Source organism: uncultured Aquimarina sp. (genome assembly GCF_947495315.1).
Taxonomy (GTDB): Bacteria; Bacteroidota; Bacteroidia; order Flavobacteriales; family Flavobacteriaceae; genus Aquimarina.
This window is the reverse complement of record NZ_CANLYD010000004.1, coordinates 213389-237220: the sequence shown is the minus strand read 5'-3', so window position 1 is coordinate 237220 and position 23832 is coordinate 213389. Positions and strand designations below refer to the sequence as shown.

General features: G+C 33.4%; 24 protein-coding genes. 14 read left to right on the top strand and 10 right to left on the bottom strand.

The window, feature by feature from the left end:
* Positions 1-2 precede the first annotated feature (2 nt).
* Positions 3-248, bottom strand: coding sequence for a hypothetical protein (locus Q0910_RS09170; RefSeq protein ID WP_299215220.1), 246 nt, complete (start codon positions 246-248; stop codon positions 3-5).
* Positions 249-360: 112 nt separating this feature from the next.
* Positions 361-1644 carry an alginate export family protein gene (locus Q0910_RS09165; protein WP_299215217.1) on the bottom strand — a complete coding sequence of 428 codons (1284 nt, stop codon included), beginning with the start codon at positions 1642-1644 and terminating at the stop codon, positions 361-363.
* Between the two features lie 259 nt (positions 1645-1903).
* On the opposite strand from Q0910_RS09165, the gene nhaA reads away from it, so the two are divergent.
* Positions 1904-3283, top strand: a complete 1380-nt coding sequence (gene nhaA / locus Q0910_RS09160) for a Na+/H+ antiporter NhaA (protein ID WP_299215215.1) — start codon at positions 1904-1906, stop codon at positions 3281-3283.
* 41 nt (positions 3284-3324) lie between these two features.
* On the opposite strand, the gene Q0910_RS09155 is transcribed toward nhaA, so the two are convergent.
* The 4 genes from Q0910_RS09155 to Q0910_RS09140 form a co-directional block, all read right to left on the bottom strand.
* Positions 3325-4761 carry a porin gene (locus Q0910_RS09155; RefSeq protein WP_299215212.1) on the bottom strand — a complete coding sequence of 479 codons (1437 nt, stop codon included), beginning with the start codon at positions 4759-4761 and terminating at the stop codon, positions 3325-3327.
* Between the two features lie 53 nt (positions 4762-4814).
* Positions 4815-6440: a phosphoenolpyruvate carboxykinase (ATP) gene (gene pckA / locus Q0910_RS09150; RefSeq protein ID WP_299215210.1), complete on the bottom strand. Its 1626-nt coding sequence runs from the start codon at positions 6438-6440 to the stop codon at positions 4815-4817.
* A 268-nt stretch (positions 6441-6708) separates the two neighbouring features.
* Entirely contained in the window at positions 6709-8547 is a 1839-nt protein-coding gene (locus Q0910_RS09145; RefSeq protein WP_299215208.1) for an SLC13 family permease, read from the bottom strand.
* 83 nt (positions 8548-8630) lie between these two features.
* Positions 8631-9419 carry a universal stress protein gene (locus tag Q0910_RS09140; protein ID WP_299215205.1) on the bottom strand — a complete coding sequence of 263 codons (789 nt, stop codon included), beginning with the start codon at positions 9417-9419 and terminating at the stop codon, positions 8631-8633.
* Positions 9420-9588: 169 nt separating this feature from the next.
* Here Q0910_RS09140 and Q0910_RS09135 point away from each other — a divergent pair, with 169 nt between their 5' ends.
* The gene (locus Q0910_RS09135; RefSeq protein WP_299215202.1) at positions 9589-9813 is read left to right on the top strand and encodes a DUF2892 domain-containing protein; all 225 of its coding nucleotides are present in this window, start codon (positions 9589-9591) and stop codon (positions 9811-9813) included.
* A gap of 69 nt (positions 9814-9882) precedes the next feature.
* Here the strand turns inward: Q0910_RS09135 and Q0910_RS09130 are convergent, their stop codons facing one another.
* The 3 genes from Q0910_RS09130 to Q0910_RS09120 form a co-directional block, all read right to left on the bottom strand.
* Positions 9883-10305, bottom strand: a complete 423-nt coding sequence (locus Q0910_RS09130; RefSeq protein ID WP_299215198.1) for a doxx family protein — start codon at positions 10303-10305, stop codon at positions 9883-9885.
* Between the two features lie 87 nt (positions 10306-10392).
* Complete coding sequence (pdxH, locus tag Q0910_RS09125; RefSeq protein ID WP_299215196.1) at positions 10393-10998, bottom strand: pyridoxamine 5'-phosphate oxidase; 606 nt, start codon at positions 10996-10998, stop codon at positions 10393-10395.
* A complete protein-coding gene (locus Q0910_RS09120; RefSeq protein ID WP_299215193.1) occupies positions 10995-13397 on the bottom strand; it encodes a heavy metal translocating P-type ATPase metal-binding domain-containing protein in 2403 nt (800 codons plus the stop codon). Before Q0910_RS09120 ends, pdxH begins: the two co-directional genes overlap by 4 nt.
* Before the next feature lie 116 nt (positions 13398-13513).
* Between Q0910_RS09120 and Q0910_RS09115 the strand changes: the two genes are divergently transcribed.
* Entirely contained in the window at positions 13514-14425 is a 912-nt protein-coding gene (locus tag Q0910_RS09115; RefSeq protein WP_299215190.1) for a universal stress protein, read from the top strand.
* A 29-nt stretch (positions 14426-14454) separates the two neighbouring features.
* Here the strand turns inward: Q0910_RS09115 and Q0910_RS09110 are convergent, their stop codons facing one another.
* A complete protein-coding gene (locus tag Q0910_RS09110; RefSeq protein ID WP_299215187.1) occupies positions 14455-14682 on the bottom strand; it encodes a hypothetical protein in 228 nt (75 codons plus the stop codon).
* A gap of 145 nt (positions 14683-14827) precedes the next feature.
* On the opposite strand from Q0910_RS09110, the gene Q0910_RS09105 reads away from it, so the two are divergent.
* The 11 genes from Q0910_RS09105 to Q0910_RS09055 all read left to right on the top strand — a co-directional run bounded on the left by Q0910_RS09105 (position 14828) and on the right by Q0910_RS09055 (position 23763).
* Positions 14828-15673, top strand: coding sequence for a universal stress protein (locus tag Q0910_RS09105; protein ID WP_299215184.1), 846 nt, complete (start codon positions 14828-14830; stop codon positions 15671-15673).
* A 12-nt stretch (positions 15674-15685) separates the two neighbouring features.
* A complete protein-coding gene (locus Q0910_RS09100; protein WP_299215180.1) occupies positions 15686-16603 on the top strand; it encodes a universal stress protein in 918 nt (305 codons plus the stop codon).
* A 44-nt stretch (positions 16604-16647) separates the two neighbouring features.
* Positions 16648-17499, top strand: a complete 852-nt coding sequence (locus Q0910_RS09095; RefSeq protein WP_299215178.1) for a universal stress protein — start codon at positions 16648-16650, stop codon at positions 17497-17499.
* Between the two features lie 128 nt (positions 17500-17627).
* Positions 17628-18476: a universal stress protein gene (locus Q0910_RS09090; RefSeq protein ID WP_299215176.1), complete on the top strand. Its 849-nt coding sequence runs from the start codon at positions 17628-17630 to the stop codon at positions 18474-18476.
* Between the two features lie 68 nt (positions 18477-18544).
* Positions 18545-19396 carry a universal stress protein gene (locus Q0910_RS09085; RefSeq protein ID WP_299215174.1) on the top strand — a complete coding sequence of 284 codons (852 nt, stop codon included), beginning with the start codon at positions 18545-18547 and terminating at the stop codon, positions 19394-19396.
* Positions 19397-19408: 12 nt separating this feature from the next.
* Positions 19409-19831, top strand: a complete 423-nt coding sequence (locus Q0910_RS09080; protein WP_299215172.1) for a hypothetical protein — start codon at positions 19409-19411, stop codon at positions 19829-19831.
* 36 nt (positions 19832-19867) lie between these two features.
* Positions 19868-20710 carry a restriction endonuclease gene (locus Q0910_RS09075; protein WP_299215167.1) on the top strand — a complete coding sequence of 281 codons (843 nt, stop codon included), beginning with the start codon at positions 19868-19870 and terminating at the stop codon, positions 20708-20710.
* Positions 20711-20722: 12 nt separating this feature from the next.
* Complete coding sequence (locus Q0910_RS09070) at positions 20723-22093, top strand: MBL fold metallo-hydrolase (protein WP_299215164.1); 1371 nt, start codon at positions 20723-20725, stop codon at positions 22091-22093.
* Positions 22094-22204: 111 nt separating this feature from the next.
* On the top strand, positions 22205-22618 hold the full coding sequence (locus tag Q0910_RS09065) for a hypothetical protein (RefSeq protein ID WP_299215161.1): 414 nt from the start codon (positions 22205-22207) through the stop codon (positions 22616-22618).
* Between the two features lie 94 nt (positions 22619-22712).
* Positions 22713-23156 (top strand): Hsp20/alpha crystallin family protein, encoded by a 444-nt coding sequence (locus Q0910_RS09060; RefSeq protein WP_299215159.1) that lies wholly within the window; start codon positions 22713-22715, stop codon positions 23154-23156.
* 163 nt (positions 23157-23319) lie between these two features.
* Positions 23320-23763: a hypothetical protein gene (locus Q0910_RS09055; RefSeq protein ID WP_299215156.1), complete on the top strand. Its 444-nt coding sequence runs from the start codon at positions 23320-23322 to the stop codon at positions 23761-23763.
* Positions 23764-23832 lie beyond the last annotated feature (69 nt).

Sequence of the window (23832 nt, the reverse complement as noted above, 5' to 3'; positions counted from 1 at the left end):
TTCTAATTTTTGTTTGGAGATGGTGTGTTAAATCCTGATACCAAGGCTAGTAATTTTAGACTAGGAATCGTTTCTAGTTTTTCTTTGAGCTGCTCATCTTCTTGATCTGTATCCGTTTCGGTAACCAAAACGATTACGTTTTTATTTTCTGCAGGCATTACTTCGCATTGATCTATTTTAGATAATGTTTCGGCAAGCTCATTTTTTTTACCTATATGCGGATGGGCTAAATAACTCTTGATTGGCATATTTTTGATTTGTGATTGTCCTACTTAATAGAATGTTGCACTTATTATTTTTGTTTAAAAAGTATTAAGAAACCCTAAACAAACGCCTTATTTTCTTTATTAAGGTAGCTATTTATTCTGATTTCTTCTTAAAATCTGTTGTAAAAAGATTGGGATTAATAATAAGTTGGGCCCAAGCCCAATTATTAATATTGTCATTTGGTCTTCCTTCTTTAATAAGACTCATACTTTCTGAAGCGAACATATGAGAATATCCAAGGTTCAGTTTTACATTTTTAATAATCTTCTGTGTAAAAACAACATCCACTTCTGTTCCCAAATACTTGTCTTCATCAGCTGTTAAATCCGCATTGGCCATAAAGTAATGTCCCTTCAATAATAGACTAGAAGCTGAGCCAGTTTTAAAAATGAACTTCGCATAGATATCATTTAAACCAACATTATTCGCATGATTCCCTACATAGAAGTAATCCATAAATCCGTTGAATTTATGATTGGTTCCATATAATGGGAAGAACGACTTATTCTTACTATCACCATCCTGATCTGTTCCGCTCAATATCTCCACTCCTAATCCGTATAGAATATTACCTGGTTTATAAGTCGCTTCTACAGATATCTGATAGGCACTCAGATCCGTATCTGCATCTGCTTTTCCAAATTGATAATAAGCACTCCCTGTAAGATTTACTTTGCTTATTGGTAACTTAAAATAGGACCCTAAAGTTTGTCGATAGAAAACTCCATCCGGTTCATCATTATTAACTCCTGTAAATTTTTGAAATCCGGTATTGAGGAACAAGAAACTAGCTGAAGCCTTTTCCCATGATTTTTTCAGGTATGCATATTGCATTGCTTTATAAGTAAAGAATCCCTGGATTGTAAATCCGGTTCCTTCATTAGCTTGTCCTTGCTGACTGAACGCTGCGCCTACATCTGCTTTGAACGTATTGGTATCATATTTTATCAAAGCAGCATCATGAAAACGTCCTTGCATCGCCCAATCAAGCTCTCCAAAAATACGTTCATCGTCATAAGAGATAACTTGTCTACCAGCTTTTAGAGACCATTTTTCATTAAGAAATACTTCACCCCAAGCCTGAAATAATGAAAAAGAGTCATTCCCATCGCTTATTAATATCTGACGTGTATCTCCCCAGGTACTCACATCCTGAACACTAACATATAACTTCAATCTTTCCTGTTCATAACCAATATTCAATCTGGTACGTTGGGTTACAAAAGCTGCTGGATCTGCATCATCAGGGAATAGATTATTAAACCCATGACGATATTCGAACCGAGTTCTGAGATCCGCATCGATGGCAAGTTGAGAAAATAAATTGTTCGTAAAAAAGATTAAAAATAGAACGGGTAAGCATTTTACTATTTTCATAAAAGAGCCTATTTATTGGTATAATACAAATGTTGTTTTATAATTTTTGAGGAAATATGATATTTATCATATGTTAAAGATTTATTAATTAATAATCTTTTTAGGGATTCTAAATCTAAAGAATTCTTAACAATCACTTTACAATTATTGAGTTTTCATAAACTATTAAAGAAGAGTTGATTATTCTTAAGAATCTTCCACCAGTTTTTACAAAAAACTATAATCTCATCTTGGCAAAAATTTATAAATTGAATACCAAATGAAAGAATCTATTGCTTCTAAAATTGAAGAAACCGTTACTCATTGGTTTTCTAAAGATTCCTCTTTAGGTTTTTTGCTTGTTACTATGGTTGTTATTGCGATGGTTTGGGCAAACTCTCCGTGGAGTGATTCTTATTTTCATTTATTTGAGACTAAATTCGTTGTTGGTTTCGAAAATGCTCCTATAGAAAATTCACTTCATCACTGGATTAACGATGGTCTTATGGCGCTTTTCTTTTTCTTAGTTGGATTAGAAATCAAAAAAGAAATCATTAACGGAGAGCTTTCCTCATTAAGAAGTGCCTCGCTTCCAATTTTCGGAGCTTTAGGAGGCATGATCATACCTGTTATTATATTCTTATTGATTAATAATACAGGTGAAGCCTCTGATGGTTGGGGAATCGCTATGGCAACAGATATAGCTTTTTCTTTGGGGTTAATTTCTTTAGTTTCTTGTAGAGTGTCTAACCAACTTAAAACCTTTCTTACAGCATTAGCCACTATAGACGATATAGGTGCCATCTTAGTGATTGCTATTTTTCTTACGCCGCACATAGAATTTCATAATCTTCTGATCGGTGGTATTTGTTTCCTAATTATGGGAATCGGTAATATCATCGGAATACGAAGTATTTGGTTTTATATTATTGTTGGAATTCCCGGTCTTTGGATTTCATTACTTTTTTCTGGCGTTCACGCTACACTAGCCGGTGTTTTGGCTGCATTTACGATTCCGGGTCGTACTAAACTAACTGAAGGAAAGTATAAAGAGAAACTAAAGTTATACGTTACCAAATTTAATTTAATATGGAAAGAGGACAGTTCTTTGCTGAGTATTCAGCATCTTAATGTGATAGAAAAAGTGATAGCATCCAGTAAGGATGCGTTAACTCCATTACAACATTTAGAACGTAAAATTGCACCATTCATTAATTTTACGGTCCTTCCATTATTTGCATTAGCAAACGCAGGTGTAAAAATAGAAGGAAACATTTTAGATCTAATATTTCATCCTGTTTGTTATGGTATTATTATTGCCTTATTTATTGGAAAATTACTGGGAATTGTTGGATTTTCGTATATCGGAACCACTTTTGGTCTAGCACGTTTACCTAGTCTTACGAATTGGAAAAAGATGGGAGGAATCGGTCTGTTTGGAGGAATCGGTTTTACGATGTCCTTATTTATCGCAGAATTAGCATTCACAAATGAGGTACTATTACAACATGCGAAAATTGGAGTTTTATTAGGGTCATTCCTTTCTGCAATTGCGGGTATACTTTGGTTAAGCCTAAACACTAAAAAAGTTGATCAATACTATGCGGATGAATCTATAGAATTATTGGAAAACTCATTAGAAGCATTACCAAATAAATAGTTATAAACTCTTTTTCACACGGATATTGGAAATAGAATTTTTTACTGTATTCTAAACTGGTATTGTAATACAACCATCCACTTTCGATCCTTAGATTCAATAGTATTTCCCATATCAAAAAAAACAGGTCGGTTTTGTGCGTTCAAGGTAAATTTTGATAAATGTCCATTTAGAAAATAGTTGACCCCTACATCATAAGAAATCATTGGTTCGTCTAAACGATCAAAATCAGAATACTGAATTCTGGCATAGGGTTGTAACTTTCCTTTATCTCGGTTTTTTCCTATTCCACCTAACAAGTATCCCATTTGGTAAAGTACTGAAGTTCCGGTTCCAATAACGGGATAAGAATTTCCTTTCCCATTAAATGAGGCACTTTCAGGGTTCAACCCATTCGTTGGATTATTAGCCCCAATAGATCGAATATAACTAGGTCCAAAATCATACTCAAAGAATCCAAAATAAGCACTTAATGCTGTTCCTTTCTCCTTATTAATCGGTAGGTCCAGAAATACATCTGCTGCCAGCAAATTCATATCATGAAACTGCTCTTCTCCTTCATTTAGAGAACACAAAGCATCCGATTGATACTTAAATCCGGCTCCAACGTTAAGCACTCTTTTACTTCCTAAATATGTTCCACGATGGGAGGCGTATTTATTGCTTTCAGGTTGCAAAAATTCATATTTTACGTATCCGGCGTATTGCATATCGGCATGAGTATTAGCAAATTCTGCTACTCCTTCTGCCGGTTCAATTTCATTTTGTATAGGAAATGGTTTTGAAATTATAAAGCGATAATCCATTTTATGAAATTTACCTTTAGCATAAAGACCTAGATTTCGCAATAAGTCATCTGTGGTATTCACAGTGGGAAGTGCTAGAAATGGAACATCTGCTATCATCAGTTTAGAAGTGCTTGGAGCAGAAAAACGGGATAAACCATTCCATAAAGATTTTCCTCCACCGATAGTAAATTTCTCTGAAAAATTATATTCAGCATATGCATCCAGGAGTTTAATAGAAGTTTCTCTCCCAGATAAATAATTCAGATTATTAGTTCCAAATTGCGTATAGACAAACAGTTTTTCTGTAAGCTGTCCTTTAATAGCTAATCGAAACCGGCGTATTGAAACATCTGTTGTTGTATTCTGTATTTCTTCAGAAACCGTACTTCCAGGATTATTGTCGTTTACTCTAGTCCATAACTGAAGATAGGTATGTAACCCTAACCACTGGGTATCATTTTCATTTAGATACCATTTTAGAGGTTTATTACCAAAAGGATTTGTTAGCTGTTCCTGTGAAATGGAATATTGAGAAAAAAAGATAACTATCCCAATTAAAACAGGAATGGTTTTTTTATAGATCATGTGATGAAGTGCCTGGTTAGGGCAGTGGTGGTTTGTTGGAAAATAATAAATTTGCTGAATAGCAATTATACCGCCATCAGAAGTGTCCCAAATTTTGCGGGACACTCTTCTGACAGTATTTAGAAAATTAGTATCTAATTGTTAACGAATGTTCTATTTTAAATGTGCTCACTTAAGTGATGGTGCTCATCAATTAGTGGTCCTCCTTCGATAATTTGTTGAGAAGCTTGACTTGCAAACTTTTCAAAATTAAGATGGAAAGAATGTGCTAATTGGATTGCTTTACTGATATAACCTCCTTTTTGAGACCAAGTATTCATTGGGTCCAAAATTTCTGTAGGTACACCTGGGCAATATTCCGGCATAAATAGTCCAAAAATTGGATGTTGTTCGAAATTCACTTTGTTTAATTTTCCTTCCAGAATCGCTGAGATCATAGCTCTTGTATGTCTTAATCGTATACGAGATCCAACTCCGTAAGGACCTCCACTCCATCCAGTGTTGATCAACCAAACATTTACATTTGCTTCTTCCATTTTTTTACTCAACATTTCTGCATAAACCGTTGGATGCAATGGCATAAAAGGTTCTCCAAAACAAGCAGAGAATGATGGTACAGGTTCTGTAATTCCTGCTTCTGTACCTGCTACCTTCGCAGTATAACCAGATATAAAATGATATGCTGCCTGTCCGGGCGTTAGTTTTGATACTGGAGGTAATACCCCAAACGCATCACAGGTAAGGAAGAAAATATTCTTAGGATTCTTAGCATATGATGGTTCTTGTATATTATCAATATGATAGATCGGATAACTTACACGAGTATTCTGAGTGATAGAACTATCCTCAAAATCAACTTCTCCGTTTTCCTTGAAAACAACATTTTCTAATATCGCACCAGGTTTAATCGCTCTATAAATATCTGGTTCTTTATCTTCTGTAAGATCAATCGCTTTTGCATAACAACCTCCTTCAAAATTAAAGATCGTATTTTCTGCAGTCCATCCATGTTCATCATCACCGATGAGTTTACGATCCGGATCAGCAGACAAAGTTGTTTTTCCTGTTCCTGATAGTCCAAAGAAAATAGCAGTATCTCCCATTTCTCCTACATTCGCAGAACAGTGCATTGGTAATACATTCTTTTCTGTAGGAAGAATCATATTTAATGCAGAGAAAATTCCTTTTTTCATCTCTCCTGTATATGCAGAACCTCCTACTAAGGCGATCTTTTTGGTGAAGTTAAGAATAGAGAAATTTCCTTGTCTAATTCCATAAGCTACGGGATCTTTTGCCTCATATCCCGGAGCGCATAGTACAAGCCATTCTTCCTGAAAGTTTTCTAGTTCAGATTCCTCACAACGCAAGAACATATTATAAATAAACATATTAGACCAAGGATATTCTGTGATCGTACGTACGTTCATTTTATATTCCGGATCCGCGCATACATAAGCATCTCTCACGTATAGCTCTTTCCCTGACATGTAGTTAATAATCTCATCTTGTAACAAATCAAACTTATCCGGATCAATAGGTTTATTAGTTTTGCCCCACCAAACCTTATCTTTAGTGTAGTCATCTTTTACTAAAAATCTATCTTTTGGAGATCTTCCTGTAAACTTGCCAGTATTAATAGCCAGTGTACCGTTAGAAGTTTCTTTTCCCATTCCTTTTTCGATGGTAATTTCTTGTAGTTTTTCTGGAGAAAGGTTGTAATGGACAGTAGTGTCTTTTAATCCATATTTCTCTAGATTAATTTTTGCGTTTAATACATTTTCCATTTTCTAAATAATTTAAATTTTAATACTAATACTATGTTGGTTATACCCGTTTTATACATTAGAAAATCCCCGCCTGCCTACCTTTGATATAGAGGCGGGCAGGTATTACAGCTTGAAACTGCTTCAAAAACTATCTCTTCACTATATTTTTAAGTTTCACCAGAGTCCTTCGACATGCTCAGGATAAACTGCTATGCTAAAACTTAGAAAATATCAGTTTTTATTGCATTTTCAACCTTCATAACGAAGTTCTAATGCATAAACCGGGTTAAAAAGGCCATATGACTGGCACTAATAAAAGGGTTATTATAAAAAACAATAACAACAGCGGTGCTCCTACTCTTACATAATCAAGAAACTTATAACCTCCTGCCGACATTACCATCGCATTGGTTGTAGTTCCCACAGGTGTAAGAAATGCTGTAGATGCACTTATAGCTACCGTAATCATTATTGGCTTTGGGGAAATCCCCAAATTGGTAGCAGCTAGTATCGCTATAGGCGCCATTAATACTGCGGTTGCCGAATTATTAATTGTTTGGCTAAAGGCTGTTGTCAGTAGAAATACACCTCCTAACAATGCTATAGGGTGAATAGCTCCCAGATATTTCACCAAACCATCAGCTGCCAATTGAGCCGCTCCTGTTTTCTGTAGCGCAATACCCATAGGTATCATAGCCGCAATCATGATGACACTGGTCCAGCTGATTCCTTTGTAAGCTTTGTTAATAGGAACACATCCAGTGATCAATGTAATCCCGGCACAAATTAGGGCAGCTATTGCTCCAGGAACAATCTTAAATACCAGTAGCACAATCATTAGGATCAATGTTCCCAAAGCAATGAATGATTTAGGCGTAAGATTTTCTACATTTTTTGCCATTCCTTCAGGGCTTCCACAAATGACCAAGTTCTCGTACATTTCCTTTAAATCGCCTATATTTTCCCAAGAACCTCTAATTAAAAATGCATCACCTGCTTTCACCTTAATTTCTTGATCTTCTAAAGGCTCATTATTTCTAGAAGCACCTAATAACTGAATCTTAAATCTCTCGAAATAGTCTCCAATCTTGATGTTTCTTCCTACAAACAGAGACTTAGGAGTTACTATCACCTCTGCCATACCTACTTCTTGATTGATCAAATTGTTTTTTAATTCTTCTTCAATTGGATCTAATCTCCACAACCCTAACCTGAATTCAATCATTATTTTATTAATCGCTTCGGTTTCACCTTTTACAGTAATGATATCGTGATACTTAAACACTGTATCCTCATCAGGAAATTCGATAAATGGTGGATTCTTTTGAAATAAATTTGGATGTCTTCGTTTTAAACGAATCATAGAAACATTGTACTTTTTTTCAAACTCCCAATCCTTTATTTTAGTTCCTAACAAAGGTGAAATAGAGCGCACACGTAATCTGAAGTAATTCTGATCTACGCGATACGCTTCAATCCACTTGTGTAGTTCTGAGTCAATATTTACAGGTTTGTTTCGGGTTTTGTAACTAGGTAATAATTTATATCCGAAGTATCGAAAATAAATGATCGCTATGATCAATAGTGGCAACCCAATTAAACCAAATTCAAAGAACGAAAAACCGGTAAATCCTTGTTCTATCAAAGCATTACTTGCTATAATATTTGGTGGTGTACCGGTCAATGTGAGCAGACCACCCGTATTGGATCCAAATGCCACTGGCATTAACAATTTTGAAGGTAATGTTCCTATATTCCAAGCGGCAGAAATTGTTACTGGAAGTAGTGTTGCCACCGTACCAGTATTGCTTACAAATCCTGAAAGCACTCCTGATCCCAAAGTCACAATAACTAATAATTTTGGAACACTTTTACCCGCCCATTGTATGAACTTATTACCCGCTAACGCAGTCCATCCAGTTTGTGATAACCCTTCACCTATTATGAATAGTGCGGCGATCATAATTACCGTTGTATTACTAAAACCACTAAAGGTTTCTGTAACATCTAAAATACCTGTTAAGTATAAACTTAACATCGATAACAAGGCTACTACATCTGGCGGATATTTACCCCAAATAAATAACCCAATTGTTATCACAAAAATGATTAACATTATATACATCTTGCGCCTTCTTTTGAAGTTGACTATTCAGTGACTAAAAACCTTTTTCATAAAGGCCTTTAATAAATGCTTCTTTCTGAATTTTAATCAATTGTCAAAAGAGGAATTTCTGTATGAAGTGTCAATAATTTAGTAAGTCTTCCTTCTGAAGGTCCATTCTTTTTAGCGTGGTTTCTTGGTAAAATAGCTAATAGATCAATTTCTTTATCCTTGATATATTCAAAAACTCCTTTCTCAATGTCTGTGTTCTCCTGAAATGTATGATGAGAGTAGAAGTTTTCCAGATAGTATTCTATTGCATTTTCATTCTTTTCATCTGCTGGAGTATATCCATAACAACCGTCTTCATTACAGATTGTTAACACGTGAACTTGAGCTTGGAAACGTCTTGCTACATCTAGTAAAGTTCCTAGAACCGCTGCATCCTCTATCTCCTTCTGACCTAATATTAACGCTATTTTTTTAACTCCGAATTCTTTTGTGTTTTCAGGAATAGCAATTACAGGAAAATCTGCTTCTAATGTTAGTCTAGAAGTATTGGTCGCAGCTGATTCATCTTCAGCTCCTTTTGTACCCATAATCACTAAATCAGCTTGAAACTCTTTTTGTGCTTCTAGAATGTTTTCAACTAAGTCTCCAGATTTTATTACTGAATTAAGCGTACCTCTAAAATATGGGTTGTCTTTTTTAATTTGAGCAATTCTTTCATCCAATATATTATAGATCGAAATATCTTCAGATACATCACTAATATGAGTTAGCAATATCTCAATTGATTGATCATCTCCAGCAAAATTTATAGCATAGTCCAAAGCTCTTTCTGTAGTGGTGGAAGTATCGAAAGGAACAATAATTTTAGTGATATCTTTCATAATGCGAATTTTTAAGTTTTAGGTTTTAGTGGTTATACCTATCTGTTGGTTTTACACTACAAAGGTTAGCTTATTACAGATTGTAAAAAATGACATTTATCAGCTTTTACTTTCTATTTCTTTTAGAATTTTGTTAGAAGTAGATTATTAATACTTAATACAGGTACTCATGAAAAAAAACTTAGGAAAAATCGATTCGGCAATCAGAATCATTATCGGTGTAGTATTAGCATACTTATTCTACAATAATTACATAGCAGGAACTTTAGGCATCGTTTTATTATCGCTATCAGGAGTCCTGGTAATTACCGGATTCATAGGGTGGTGTCCATTATACAGATTGTTTGGACTAAGAACATGCCAAGTTAAAAATGGGCTTACCGAAGATCGCTAAAACTTAACTATGTAACTTTTCTGAGAAGCATTTTAAAGAATATTATCACTTACTTAAGAGAGGCTAGCTTTAGATTTTTATTTTCTTTTTTTCATTGAGTAAGGTTACTAATGCACCTACTATAATTATATTCTTAGCTATATATTGTCCCAATAATGTGGGAACAAATGGTGTGTTGCTAAATGACTTTTCCAGAAATAAAAATAAAGGCGTAAAGGTAAAAGCCATATGGATCAAAGCGAGAATGATAACATTCCGCCTAAAAGCATTTGTGAGTAAGAGTATTCCTATTGTCACCTCCATAATGGCGAGCATAATAATGGAAATCTTAGAGGAAATTAGACCAAAAGTTAACTGATGTATTGTATCTATTGCCAAATCCTCTGCTGGACTGATGTGAGGAAAAAATTTCAGAACCCCAAACCATAAATAGACAATCCCAATAGAAATAGCCAAAATATTATTTTGTACTATTCGTTTTATTATATACATCCTTCACTTCTATTAATTATCAAAACTGTAAAACAATCTAACATGATTAATTTTTAAATCCATCCGTTGGATATTTATAGAAAATAATCAATCCTGGCAGTACTTGATATTTTTAGACCAACTATAATCCGGTCTCAACATATACTTGGTAATACGTTTAAATCCTACTAATGGATCGTGCTCAATAAATTCTATCTGAGAAGGTTTGATAATATATCCTCCCCAATATGCTGGTTTAGGAATTGTTTTATTTTGAAATTGAACTTCATATGCTTTCAAACGATCCTCTAATATTTTTCGGGAAGTAATCACTTCACTTTGATTAGAAACCCAGGCACTTAATTTACTTCTTTCAGGTCGAGACTCGAAATATCCTTCTGATAAATTTTCTGGAAGTTTTTCTGCCTTGCCAGAAATAAGGACTTCTCGTTTTGATTTTATCCAATTAAACAAAACGGAAACGTTGTTATCTTTAGCAATTGCTTTTCCTTTCTCACTGTTATAATTCGTAAAGAATATAAAACCTTCCCAAGTAAAACGTTTCAGTAATACGATCCTGCTTTTAGGAAAGCCATCTAAACCCTTATTTGACAACAACATGGCATTTGCTTCATCTTCTGGATGTGCCTTATCCACTTCATGAAACCATTTCTGAAAATATTCTATCGGGTTATGATCATTAGCTATATTCATGATTTTTGAAGTTTTATTTTTCTTCCATTCCAATTGGTTAATATTGTAACATAGACAACTACAGAAATAGAACTTAATGGCATCAATATAGCTGCAATAATTGGAGATAATTGTCCTGTAACGGCATAATATAAACCTATAGTATTGTACAAGAATGACAAGACAAAACTTGATTTGATAATCTTGATTGCCTTTTTGGAAATCTTAAGATACTTAGGAATTCTGTCAAATTGAGAAGCATCCAAAATTGCATCACAAGCAGGAGAAAATACATTTACGTTTTCGGAAACAGCTATCCCTACATTGCTTTGAGCCAAAGCACCGGCATCATTCAGTCCGTCACCAACCATAATTACTTTTTGTGTTGACTCCTGCAATGATTTTATATAATTCAGTTTGTCATCTGGTTTTTGGTTAAATAGCAAAGAAGTGCCTTCTGGAAGTAATTGTTCCAAATGCTGTTTTTCTCCTTCATTATCACCAGATAGAATTGATAATTTATAGGCTTTGGTTAAAGTATCAAAAACGTTCTTTACATTCTTTCTATATTGATTATGAAAAACATATCGCCCTTTGTATTCATCGTTTGTACTTATATGAACATTCGTGTTTTGTATTGCTGAAAGTTCGTTATTTCCTACAAAATTTGAAGAACCTATTTTTATAGTACTTTCTGCCAACTTGGCTTCAATTCCTTTTCCCACATGCTCCTGATATTCATCAAGTGTATATATCTCCTGATCTTCTAAAATGTCATACAACCCTCTGCTCAATGGATGATTGGATGCTCTCAATGTATTTTTGAGCAAGGACTCCTCTTCCGGAGTTAGTTCCATCCCTTCGTATTCTATTTTACTTGTAGTATTGGTCGTTATGGTTCCGGTTTTATCAAAAATTATACTATCCGTCTGAGCTAACTGTTCGATAACATCTGCATTTTTAAGATAGAATTTATTTTTTCCGAAAATTCGGAGCATATTTCCCAGAGCAAAAGGTCTAGCCAATGCCAATGCACAAGGACACGCTATAATTAACACAGCAGTAAAAACATTAATTGCTTTCCCCGCATCCACAAACAACCAAAAAGTAGTGGCGATGACTGCTATGCTTAAAATAATGATCGTGAAATATTTACTAATAGTATCTGTAAGATTAGTAAAAGATGCAGACTTATCTTTGTTAAACACATCATTACTCCATAAACGAGTAAGGTAACTTTGTTCTACGGTTTTTATAGCTTCAATTTCTATAGCTCCATATAATTGCTTGCCTCCTGCAAAGAGTTTGTCACCGGATATTTTAGTAACTGACTCGCTTTCTCCAGTTACAAAACTATAATCGATTCTTGCCTCTCCTGAAATTAATATGGCATCTACAGGTATTAATTCTCCATTGCGTATCAGCAGTGTATTCCCTTCTTCAATATCATACACCTGAATGCTCTCTTCTTTATTTTTTTTATCTTTTTTGTCAAAAACTAATCGAGTTACCGCAATCGGGAAATAGGATTTATAATCTCTTTCAAAAGATAAAAAAGAATAGGTTTTCTGTTGAAAAAATTTACCTAATAATAGGAAAAACACCAATCCCGTAAGGCTATCAAAAAAACCGGTCCCCCAATCAAATATGATCTCGGCTGTACTTCTAAGAAAAAGCACTGTAATTCCAAGAGCAATAGGCACATCTATGTTTAATATTTTGGATCTTACCCCTTTAAATGCGGAAATAAAATAATCCTGCGCAGCATATAACACAACCGGCAATGAAAATACAAACATCAGCCAGCGAAACAAGTACTTATATTGTTCCAACCAGTATTCTGACACCTCAAAATACTCAGGAAATGACAAGAACATTACGTTGCCAAAGGCAAATCCAGCAATCCCCAATTTGTAAATCAAACTCCTGTTAATATACTTTTCTCCTTCAGAATAATCATCTAGACTTATATAAGGTTCATAACCAATTGAATTAAGTAGCATCACTACTTCTTTGAGTACTATTTTTTCATTATTAAAAGTAATTCGAATCGTTTTCTTCGGGAAGTCAACTTGAGAATTTGTAATTGAAGATTCGAGCTTATGTAAATTTTCTAATATCCAAATACATGAACTACAATGTATATGAGGAATGTATAATGTAATAATCTCAGTAGTATCATCACTAAATTCGATTAGTTTTTCAGCAATAGCAGGAGTATCGAGATAATCGTATTTTCTTTCAATTTCTTTAGGAATGGCACCAGGAGCAGATTGTAAGTCATAATAACCGGATAAATCATTACTCGAAAAAATATCATATACAGTTTTACACCCATTGCAACAGAATGTTTTTTGATCAAAAGTGATTGCTAAAGTTTCACAATCATTCCCACAGTGATAACACGTGGATTCTATCATACTCATTTTATTTACTACAAAAATGAAAAAGACCTCAAGCATATAATATGATAAAAATCATAGTTTTACCTCTAATGACGATTTAGTTTTGGCATATCACCATAATACTACTGATGATGAAAAAGATTTTATTACCTACAGATTTTTCAGATAACTCCTGGAATGCTATTGATTATGCTACGGAGCTTTTTAAAGAAGAAGCCTGTACTTTTTACCTTTTAAATGTATATAGTAAGATCATTTATGAATCTGTACATCTTTCTGATATACCATCTGAGCGTAGTATTGAAAACACTGTAAAAGCGAATGCAGTAACCAATCTGGAACATCTAAAAAAGACCATAACCCATACGAATCCTAATCAAAATCATAAATTCGAAATCATCGCAGCTTTAGGATCCCTAACAGATGTAACAGAAGAAGTCGTAAAATCCAAAAAAATTGATCTCATCATTATGGGAACCAAAGGCGCAACGGGAACAAAAGAAGTATTTATGGGTAGTAATACAGTGCGTATCATTAATACTATAAAAAAATGTCCTGTTTTAGCAGTCCCAGATGGTTTTACTTTTACCTCCATGCCTTCTGAAATCACATTTGCAACCGATTTTACACATTTTTATAGTAAAGAGGAGTTGAGACCACTATTGGATCTCGCAAAATCCTTTAACGCAGCTATCAGAATTGTTTATGTACAACAAGAAGAAGGCTCCTTAACCGAAGAGCAGAAATTTAACTTAGGAATGTTACAAAAATATTTTAAAGACATAAAGTATTATCAACATACCTTAACTAAAAGTGATTCCGTTTCAAAATCACTTAAGGTTTTTACAGAAGAACTTGATATTTACCTACTGGCAATGCTAAACTACTCTCATAGTTTTGTAGATAAACTTACAAGAGAACCTGTAATAAAAACCGTTGCTTTCCATACCCAAATACCTCTATTGGTAATACCTGAATTAGGCATGAGCTCTGCTTTTTCTAAAACGGTTAAAAAACGTTCTAAACTAGAAGACATACAATAAAAAATAATATTCACAGACATAGCCATGAATCAATCGCGATCTTTAGCTATTGGTCGATCCTCATAAAAATCATCAAAAGTTTTATCCGTAGTATACGTATCAGTAAGAACCGCATATACCATGAGTACCACCATTATCTGACCAAAACAAGTAAGATAAAACACCCAACCAAACTCAATATTCATTGTTACCATGATGGTAATTAATAACAATAATAGTGAGGTAATAACAATCATTATCATTCCTGAAATTCTCATGTCTTATTTTTCTTAAAATTTAAAAAAAATCTTTAAGAAACACTCTTAATGGTTAGCCAAAACATAATTAGTTAGCTGACAAAAATCATAGTTTCCAAGCTTGTAGTTATCTAGTTTTGAGCAAACACTTAATAATAGCTGGATAATGAGAAAAATATTGATTCCCACAGATTTTTCAGAAAATGCGATGAATGCAATTCGCTATGCGGTAGAGCTATTTAAATATGAAAAGAGTGAATTTTTGATCTTTCACGCCTATGCTGACGAAGTATATGACCATAATACAGCCTCTCGTAAAATGATGGAAGAATATAAAAAAGAGGTTCGTGAGAAGTCTGATGAAGAGCTAACCAAAACACTATCAGTACTGCAGAAGGTTTCTCCAAACCCGAGACACGAATACAAAACTTTATCGGTTTTTGGAACACTCGTAGATGAAGCGAATGATCTGGTGGATCAGGAAAATATTGATATACTAATTATGGCTACCAGAGGTGAAACAGATGATCGTAAAATTACCTTTGGGAGTAATACCTTGCAAGTGCTTAAATACGTAAAAAGTCCTGTATTAGCAATACCTGAAGATTGTACATATCACCAACCAAAAAACATTCTTTTTCCTACTGATTATATGTTGCCATACAAAAGACGAGAATTAAAGCTATTGAGTACATTGACTAAAAGCTTTAGATCTTCTATTAATTTTTTACATATTTCTAAATATAAAAAACTGTCGCTACGGCAGGAAGACAACAAAGCCTTTTTAAAAGAGTGTTTACCTGATGCAGAGTTATCTTTTCATACTATTGATGAAACGGATATTACCGCTGCTATCAACCGATATATTGAAAAAAATGATATCAACATGTTAGTGATGATAAATTCCAGGCATTCATACCTGGAATGTGTACTATATCAATCGACAATTGATAAGATTGGATTACACATTAAAATACCATTTCTAACGATGCAAAACTTACAACGAAATTAAAATAATGTAATTATGAAACGGATCTTATTACCCACCGATTTTTCTGACAATGCATTTAATGCTATACGGTATGCAATGCAATTTTTTAAGAATGAAGAATGTACATTTTATCTCCTTCATACGTTTACACCTGTGTCCTATAATGTAGGATATCTTATAGAGAATCCAATGCCTTATGGAATGGAAGATATCGCGATGATGAATTCAAAAAGAGATATCGAAAGAACTGAAGAAAAAATAAAAAAAGAGTTTAATAATCCAAAACATAGTTTTGAAAGGATTTCAGCTTTCAATATGTTGATTAATGAGATCAAGGATACAGTGGATCGCTATGATATCGATCTCATAGTAATGGGTACAAAAGGAGCTACCGGAGCCAAAGAAATTTTTATCGGAACACATACTATGTATACTATAAAAAAGGTAAAATGTCCGGTTTTAGCGATTCCTTCTGACTTTGAATATGAAGAACCTAAAGAGATATTATTTCCAACTGATTATAATCTTAGTACTACTAATAAGTATCTACCCTTAATCAAAGACATTTGTACCAAACATACATCGAGGCTTCATATGCTAAATGCGTATTATGGCATTCCGCTAGATCAAAATCAAAAAGAGATAAAAGATTTTATGGATACTTATTTTGAGAAAAACGCTCATGTTTTTCACATTGCAGATGGTATGGATGTAATTGAAGCGGTAGAAGATTTTCAAAAAATGAATATCATAAACTTGCTGGTTATGGTTCATAATAAACACTCATTTTTTGAAAATTTGTTATTCAAACCGGTAATAAACCAAGTAGCATATCATACCAACATTCCATTTTTAGTAATTCCATCAGAAAAACGAATAGGATCAGATTCTAAAGAAGATCGAGCTGATGAAAAAAGAAAAGAAAAAGAGGACGAAGGTTTAGCTGTCTAACAATAATCGGCATAGTCCCAACCTCTATAAATACTATTTAAAAAATGAAAAAAATATTGGTAACAACAGATTTTTCCGATAGAGCCTGGAATGCAATTGTATATGCAATTGATTTATATCGTGATATCCCCTGCGAATTTAATATACTTAATACATATGATCTTAATTCTGTGCGATTAGTTACTACATTAAGCTCACAAAGAGTGGGATATTTTTACGAATCTATTAAGATAGAATCAGAAGAAGGATTAAAAATGACTTTGGAGGATATCAAGAATTCTCAGCCTGCAGAACATCATACTATCAAAACCGTTTCAAAACCTGGTATTTTGACAAAGATTTTGCAGCAAATGACAGAAAAGAATCAATTTGATCTAATTGTAATGAGTTCTAAAGGAACTACAGGATCAAAACAGATTTTTCTGGGAAGTAGCGTAAAGAAGGTATTAGAAAATAATTTTCATTGTCCAATTCTTATTATTCCTGAAGATGCTTATTTCGAAAGAATTAAAAATATCGCTTTCGCAACAGATTTTGAACGAATATACCATAAATCCGAAATTAACCCCATCATAGATCTGGCAAAAAACAATGATGCTACAGTGAGAATGATCCATGTCTATGATGGACCAAAATTAAGTCCCAAACAACATTATAACTCCGCAACGCTGGAAAACTTTTTTAAAAAAGTAAGATTCGATTTCCATGTAATGCCCGAATTTTCAACCATAGAAAAGGGAATACAGGCATTCATAGAAGAATTGGAAATAGATTTGTTAACAATGATCAAATATGAACATAGTTTTATTGAGCGTTTAACAAGAGAGGCTGTCATCAAGAAAATCACATTCAATACTAAAATTCCTTTCTTGGTTATTCCTTCAGATCATATTTAAAAAAATGGATATTATTTAATAGACAAGCTTACACTATCCTACAAGTTACTTATGGATATGAGAATTGTCATAGTATTCCTGAATTTTTGGAAATAGTTTTATGATATAATTTATAAAACTTAAAAACCATGAAAAGAATACTTGTTCCCACAGATTTTTCAAATAATGCATACGGTGCTCTTTTTTATGCTACACGATTATTTCAAGATCACGAATGCCAATTTTACATTTTAAATACTTTCGAAGTTCATACTCCTGTATTAACCGGCAGAATTGATACAAGCAAAGGAGATTTGCTATATCAAAAACTGAGTGCCAAGTCTAAAGATGGATTAACACAAACATTTCACTCAATTATTAGAGATACCGATGATCTTAACCATACTTTTGAAACGATCTCTGTTTCTAAAGATTTGACAGAAACAATTAACAAAACCATCAAAAAGAAGAATATTGATCTGGTAGTTATGGGCACAAAAGGAGCAACTGGCGCTTCTACGCTTTTTATGGGTAGTAATACAGTTAAAGTCGTTCAAAAAATCCATAATTGTCCTGTTTTAGTAGTACCAGATGAGTATGATTTCCAAAAACCTATGGAAATTGCTTTCCCAACAGATTTCAGACGATTTTATATAGCCGAAGAATTAAAGCCATTAATCGATATTGCTTCTTTATTTGGTTCTAGTATAAGAATCTTCCATATCCACGAAGAAGAAAAGTTAGATGAAATACAGGAACATAACTACACTTCTCTAAAAAATCATTTATCCGATTTTACGCATAGTATTCATTGGATATCAAAAGAAGGGCAAAAAGCAAGGTTAATTAATGATTTTATTGATGAATTAGATATTGATTTATTAGTAATGGTAAACTATCGACACAGCTTAATGGAAAACATAACGCGCGAACCCATCATCAAAAAAATTGGATTTCATCCATCTGTTCCATTTCTGGTTATACCCGATGCTAGCTGACAATTATCATAGTTTTCGGTTAACAAAGCCACTACATTTAAACTATTAATCTTTAAAACCTTATTCTAATGAAAAAGAAGATCTTATTACCTACTGATTTTTCTAAAAACGCGTGGAACGCTATAAGTTATGCTATTGAACTTTATAAAAATGAAGAATGTGATTTTTACATACTTAACGTTTTTAATGCTACTGGTTATGCTTTAGAAAGTATGATGATTCCGGAACCAGGAGAAAAAAAGTATGACGAAGCCAAAGAGAGATCAGAAAAAGGGTTGTCTAAAGTTTTAGAAAGATTGTCCTTTAGGGATGATAGACCAAATCATAAGTTTTTTATGGTTTCTCAATTTAATAGTTTATTAGAAGGAATAAAAGACCTAGTTGATAAACAAGACATAGAAATGGTTGTTATGGGTACTAAAGGTACTACTAATGCAAGTGACATTATCTACGGTAGTAATACTATTTTGGTTATGGAAAAAGTAAGAAACTGCCCTGTTATGGCAATTCCTGAAGATGCAACCTACACAGAACCAAAAGAAATAGTGTTTCCAACCGATTACAAAACACAGATTAAGCGTAGAGAGTTACAATATCTGATTGAAATTGCAAAAATCAGTAATGCCGCTGTACGCTTTTTACACGTTTCTAATGACGACACCTTGGATGACGAACAAGTAAATAATCAAAAGTTATTAAAAGAATATTTTGAAACAATACCTCATACATTTCACAACTTGCGCAATGTGGATGTAAAAGGAGGGCTCAGCGCTTTTGTGGAAAGCAGAAATAGCGATATGATCACTTTTATAAATAGGAAACATAGTTTCTTTGGGAGTATATTTTCTCGACCAATGGTTAAGGATCTTGGATACCATTCTAAAGTGCCAGTATTAGCATTACATGACATTAAAAATTAAAATCTACTAGTTATGAAAAACATAGGAATATGGATGGATAAGGAAAAAGCCTTTATCATCGACATAAAAGAAAATGACGAAGACATGACCACGATTTTTTCTGAAATAGAAGATTATCGTATTCACGGAGGTTCAGGAACACGTTTTAAAGGTGGACCGCAAGATGTCGTTCAGGATAGTAAATACCTGGAGCGCGAAAAACATCAATTTAAGGCATACTTCAAAAAGATAATTCCATATATCGAAAATGCTGATAGCATTGTAATCTATGGACCCGCAGAAGCCGGTGAAAAATTCAATAAAGAATTAGAAGAAAATTATAAGGAAATCGGCAAAAAAGTAAAAGCCGTTCTCAAAGCAGATAGTATGACCGAAAACCAAACAAAAGCCTTGATCAGAGATTATTTCAAGAATTATAAGCCACGTATGGTATAGAAACTCTCTAATAGCAACCTGTTTAGTTTTAAATCTATGAAAAATCAGGATTTTGACATCCTAAAATCTTCTGGAAAAAAAGTGAAGTTCTCATTAAGTAAATTACAGAATTCGCTAAGAAGAAGTGGCGCAGACGATAAAACTGTTGAACATATTATTGACATAGTTAGAGATGAATTATACCAAGGTATTTCTACAAAGGAGATTTACAACAGAGCTTTTGCCCTACTTAAAAAGCGAAAATCTGTTTTTGCTTCAAAATATAAACTCAAAAAGGCTATTTATGAATTAGGACCTACTGGCTTTCCGTTCGAGAGTTTTGTGGCAGCTATTCTTAAATATTCTGGATATCAAGTCAATATCGGACAAATCATATCCGGCAAATGTGTTTCTCATGAAGTTGACGTAGTCGCTAAGAAAAACACAGATTATATTGTTATAGAATGTAAATTTCATAGTGAAGAAGGGCGTAATTGTAATGTTAAAATCCCTCTTTACATTCACTCCAGATATCAAGATATCCTCAATAATTTTGAGAATAAAAAAGAGAACCAAAGTATCCCCAATCAAGGATGGGTAGTAACGAATACCCGGTTCACAAAAGATGCTATCCAATATGGCAAGTGTGCGGGCTTGTATTTACTGAGTTGGGATTATCCAAAAGCAAATGGACTGAAGGACAGAATTGACCGTTTAGGATTATATCCAATAACAGTATCTACACTTCTTACTAATAGAGAGAAACAGTTTTTATTGAGTAGAGATGTTGTTTTGTATAAACAGCTAAGAGGAGATATGTTTTATCTCGATCATTTAGGCATTTCTGAAAAGAGAAAGCAAAAAATACTAGATGAAGTAAATATCTTATGTAACGAATAAAAAGATCTTCTTATGTCATCGGTTAAAATTCACTTTCTTGGAGCAGCAAAAACCGTAACAGGGTCCAAATTTTATATAGAAACATCACAACAGAATATTTTAATAGACTGTGGTATGTTTCAAGGTATTAAAGAACTACGAGAATTAAACTGGAAAGAGTTTCCGGTTGACGCTTCTACAATAGACACCATTCTTATTACACACGGACATCTGGATCATACAGGTTATCTACCAAGACTGGTTAAACAAGGGTTCCAAGGCGATATTATAGGAACTGCACCTACATTGGCAATTACTGAAATTATTCTGCGTGACAGTGCAAAAATTCATGAAGAAGAAGCAGATAAAGCAAATAAGGAAGGATACTCCAAACATGATCCTGCATTACCTTTTTACACAGGTAAAGATGTAGAAAAAACATTGCAGTATTTTAAAGCTAAAGAAAAAGACGACTGGATTTCCTTATCAGACGATATTGAATATAGATTTAGATATAATGGACATATTATAGGAGCCTGTTTCATCGAATTAAACCTTTTTGGAAAAACACTAGTATTCTCAGGAGATGTAGGACGACCTGATGATTTATTACTTAGACCACCACAGCAACCGGATTGGGCAGATTTTCTGTTTATAGAAAGTACGTATGGTAATAAACTCCATCCCAATCAAAATGTTGAAGAAAAGTTAATCGAATTAATCAATGAAACTTTATATAAAAGAGGAACACTAATCATTCCCTCTTTTGCTGTAGAGCGCTTACAAACCTTGATGTATTTATTATGGAAACTATACCAAAAAAATCGAATTCCGGATATCCCGATCTTTATCGATAGTCCAATGGGCAATAATGTATTATCCGTTTTTGAACAATTTCCGGACTGGCACAAATTACCAATGAAAGACTATTACGCGCTATGTAATCACATCAACATCGTTACGTCATACAAAGAAACCTGGGAAGTAATTGATAATCCAAGGCCAAAAATTGTCATTGCCGGTAGCGGAATGGTTACTGGCGGTAGAGTGTTAACCTATCTAAAACAGTTGGTAGACATTACCACTACATCGGTTCTATTAGTAGGATATCAAGCCGAAGGAACTCGAGGTAGACAATTACAGGATGGAGCCCATGAAATCAAATTGTATGGGAAGTATTATCCGGTAAAAGCGCAAATACATCATATAGAAAGTCTCTCTGCTCACGCCGATCAATATGAATTGCTTGATTGGGTTAGCAAAATTAAAAACATTCCGGAAAAAGTCTTTCTTATTCACGGAGAGCCATCTGCTTCAGAAGCATTTAACATCAAATTACGAGATACTTTTAATTGGAAAACTCACATCCCAAAACTCAATGAAGTCCAGGAGATTATTATCTAAAATATACTAAAAACGTGACTATTATCATTTTTTAGGTTTTAATTTTTAACTAGCTTACTTGTGTATCGTATAGCTAATCCATCTACTTGTAATCTTTTAAAACTTGAAACCATGGCAACCGAAATAAATACAACCAGCAAAAATCTTAGAGATATTCATTTTGATACGCTAGAATCAAAATCTAGCCTACAATTCATTGAAGGTGAAGTGTTATTTATCAATCAGTTACTGCACTCGTATGTTTTTGAACCTACTACTCCTAATCTATTTGAACGATTACAAGAATTCAAACAAGAGATCAAGAATGTAGAACAGGAAATAGAAAATCTAAATGAAGAAATACGAAAACACGAAAGTGATTTAGGCGGAATGCTAGAATGTGATACGATTTCTTGTGATCATTATTACTATGAAGAACATAAATCTTTAAAGAAACGGTTCAATGATTTTTATAGAAATTTCAGAAAGCTAAAATCCGAAGTATTTAATTATGCTGGCGGCATTCTGAAGCACAATAAAAAATAGCCATCAAACTGATATTTATCATTTTTTTAAGCAGCATAACCACTTACTTTTAAGACACTTAAAACGGAACACTAATAATTAAAACCTAAACATTATGTCAATAATTAAATTTAACAGAAACAGGTTTCCTTGGTTCAACGACACCATGTCTAATTGGATGGACACTGATAATTTCTTTGCAGATGACTTTTTTATCAAAGACAGAAATTTACCTGCAATGAATGTAAAAGAACATGAGGATGATTTTGAAATTGAACTAGCAGTTCCAGGGTTTTCAAAAAAAGATATTGAAGTAACCATGGAAGATGATGTATTACACATTTGTGCAGAGAAAAGTAAAGAAGAAGTAGAAGAAGACAATGATTACACTCGTAGAGAATTTAACTATAGCTCTTTTGACAGAAAGTTACAATTACCTAATAGCGTAGATCAAAAAGAAGCTGTGAAAGCAAAATACAAAAATGGGGTTCTTACACTTAATCTATTAAAAAGAGAAGAGGCAAAAGAACAGCCTAAAAAAGTAATTGAGATAGAATAATCTCAGTTTATTGGCAGAAAATAATTTTGGGGGAATTATTTTCTGCCCTATTAGTATAATATTAATTCTAAAAACGGATAAATACGGTAATACTTCTAACAACCATCATAGTGATCTGTATCGGCTTAAGTCTGATTCTAAATAAACTATAAAATGTGAACAGATGAAATCAAAACAACCAAATATCAAATATGTAGAATGGAAAAGTGCAGAAGAATTGCATGAAACTTCTCTTAATTGGATCTCTGAGTTAAAATTCATAAAAGATGAGCAACATTTTTTAGATGAACTGATAGAAAATTACACTGTACAACTAATCTCAGAAAAGACTTTTGAAAAAAGCAGTGAAATAATCAATGAACTAAGTCAAAGTAGAAAAGACATTAATCCTTTGCTAAAAAAAGTAATTGGACACTGTAATCAGCTTACAATACTTGTGGATGGTATTGATCAACCAGAAGAAGAAAAAAAGTATAAAGAAGATCACGGAAAATTATTGGTAGCAGTAAGTGCATATTTTGATGGCTATAAGCAGACTAAAAGAAGCATTTTTGATCTTATCAAAGATATTATCAAGAAAGGGAAACAAAAACGTTTATTAAACTAACTGTAACTCTTTTGATAAGAATGCTAAAAAAAACACTGTTAATTCTTCTAGTTCTCCTTATAGGGTTCT

What these genes read in the sequence shown, in the direction of transcription:
- Q0910_RS09100 (WP_299215180.1), top strand. Translation starts at nt 15,686, where the DNA reads ATGAAACGGATCTTATTACCCACCGATTTTTCTGACAATGCATTTAAT.
- Q0910_RS09085 (WP_299215174.1), top strand. Translation starts at nt 18,545, where the DNA reads ATGAAAAAGAAGATCTTATTACCTACTGATTTTTCTAAAAACGCGTGG.
- Q0910_RS09105 (WP_299215184.1), top strand. Translation starts at nt 14,828, where the DNA reads ATGAGAAAAATATTGATTCCCACAGATTTTTCAGAAAATGCGATGAAT.
- Q0910_RS09095 (WP_299215178.1), top strand. Translation starts at nt 16,648, where the DNA reads ATGAAAAAAATATTGGTAACAACAGATTTTTCCGATAGAGCCTGGAAT.
- Q0910_RS09130 (WP_299215198.1), bottom strand. Translation starts at nt 10,305, where the DNA reads ATGTATATAATAAAACGAATAGTACAAAATAATATTTTGGCTATTTCT.
- Q0910_RS09110 (WP_299215187.1), bottom strand. Translation starts at nt 14,682, where the DNA reads ATGAGAATTTCAGGAATGATAATGATTGTTATTACCTCACTATTATTG.
- Q0910_RS09140 (WP_299215205.1), bottom strand. Translation starts at nt 9,419, where the DNA reads ATGAAAGATATCACTAAAATTATTGTTCCTTTCGATACTTCCACCACT.
- Q0910_RS09120 (WP_299215193.1), bottom strand. Translation starts at nt 13,397, where the DNA reads ATGATAGAATCCACGTGTTATCACTGTGGGAATGATTGTGAAACTTTA.
- Q0910_RS09145 (WP_299215208.1), bottom strand. Translation starts at nt 8,547, where the DNA reads ATGTATATAATGTTAATCATTTTTGTGATAACAATTGGGTTATTTATT.
- Q0910_RS09090 (WP_299215176.1), top strand. Translation starts at nt 17,628, where the DNA reads ATGAAAAGAATACTTGTTCCCACAGATTTTTCAAATAATGCATACGGT.
- Q0910_RS09055 (WP_299215156.1), top strand. Translation starts at nt 23,320, where the DNA reads ATGAAATCAAAACAACCAAATATCAAATATGTAGAATGGAAAAGTGCA.
- Q0910_RS09070 (WP_299215164.1), top strand. Translation starts at nt 20,723, where the DNA reads ATGTCATCGGTTAAAATTCACTTTCTTGGAGCAGCAAAAACCGTAACA.
- nhaA (WP_299215215.1), top strand. Translation starts at nt 1,904, where the DNA reads ATGAAAGAATCTATTGCTTCTAAAATTGAAGAAACCGTTACTCATTGG.
- pckA (WP_299215210.1), bottom strand. Translation starts at nt 6,440, where the DNA reads ATGGAAAATGTATTAAACGCAAAAATTAATCTAGAGAAATATGGATTA.
- Q0910_RS09075 (WP_299215167.1), top strand. Translation starts at nt 19,868, where the DNA reads ATGAAAAATCAGGATTTTGACATCCTAAAATCTTCTGGAAAAAAAGTG.
- Q0910_RS09165 (WP_299215217.1), bottom strand. Translation starts at nt 1,644, where the DNA reads ATGAAAATAGTAAAATGCTTACCCGTTCTATTTTTAATCTTTTTTACG.
- Q0910_RS09170 (WP_299215220.1), bottom strand. Translation starts at nt 248, where the DNA reads ATGCCAATCAAGAGTTATTTAGCCCATCCGCATATAGGTAAAAAAAAT.
- Q0910_RS09065 (WP_299215161.1), top strand. Translation starts at nt 22,205, where the DNA reads ATGGCAACCGAAATAAATACAACCAGCAAAAATCTTAGAGATATTCAT.
- Q0910_RS09115 (WP_299215190.1), top strand. Translation starts at nt 13,514, where the DNA reads ATGAAAAAGATTTTATTACCTACAGATTTTTCAGATAACTCCTGGAAT.
- Q0910_RS09080 (WP_299215172.1), top strand. Translation starts at nt 19,409, where the DNA reads ATGAAAAACATAGGAATATGGATGGATAAGGAAAAAGCCTTTATCATC.
- pdxH (WP_299215196.1), bottom strand. Translation starts at nt 10,998, where the DNA reads ATGAATATAGCTAATGATCATAACCCGATAGAATATTTTCAGAAATGG.
- Q0910_RS09135 (WP_299215202.1), top strand. Translation starts at nt 9,589, where the DNA reads ATGAAAAAAAACTTAGGAAAAATCGATTCGGCAATCAGAATCATTATC.
- Q0910_RS09060 (WP_299215159.1), top strand. Translation starts at nt 22,713, where the DNA reads ATGTCAATAATTAAATTTAACAGAAACAGGTTTCCTTGGTTCAACGAC.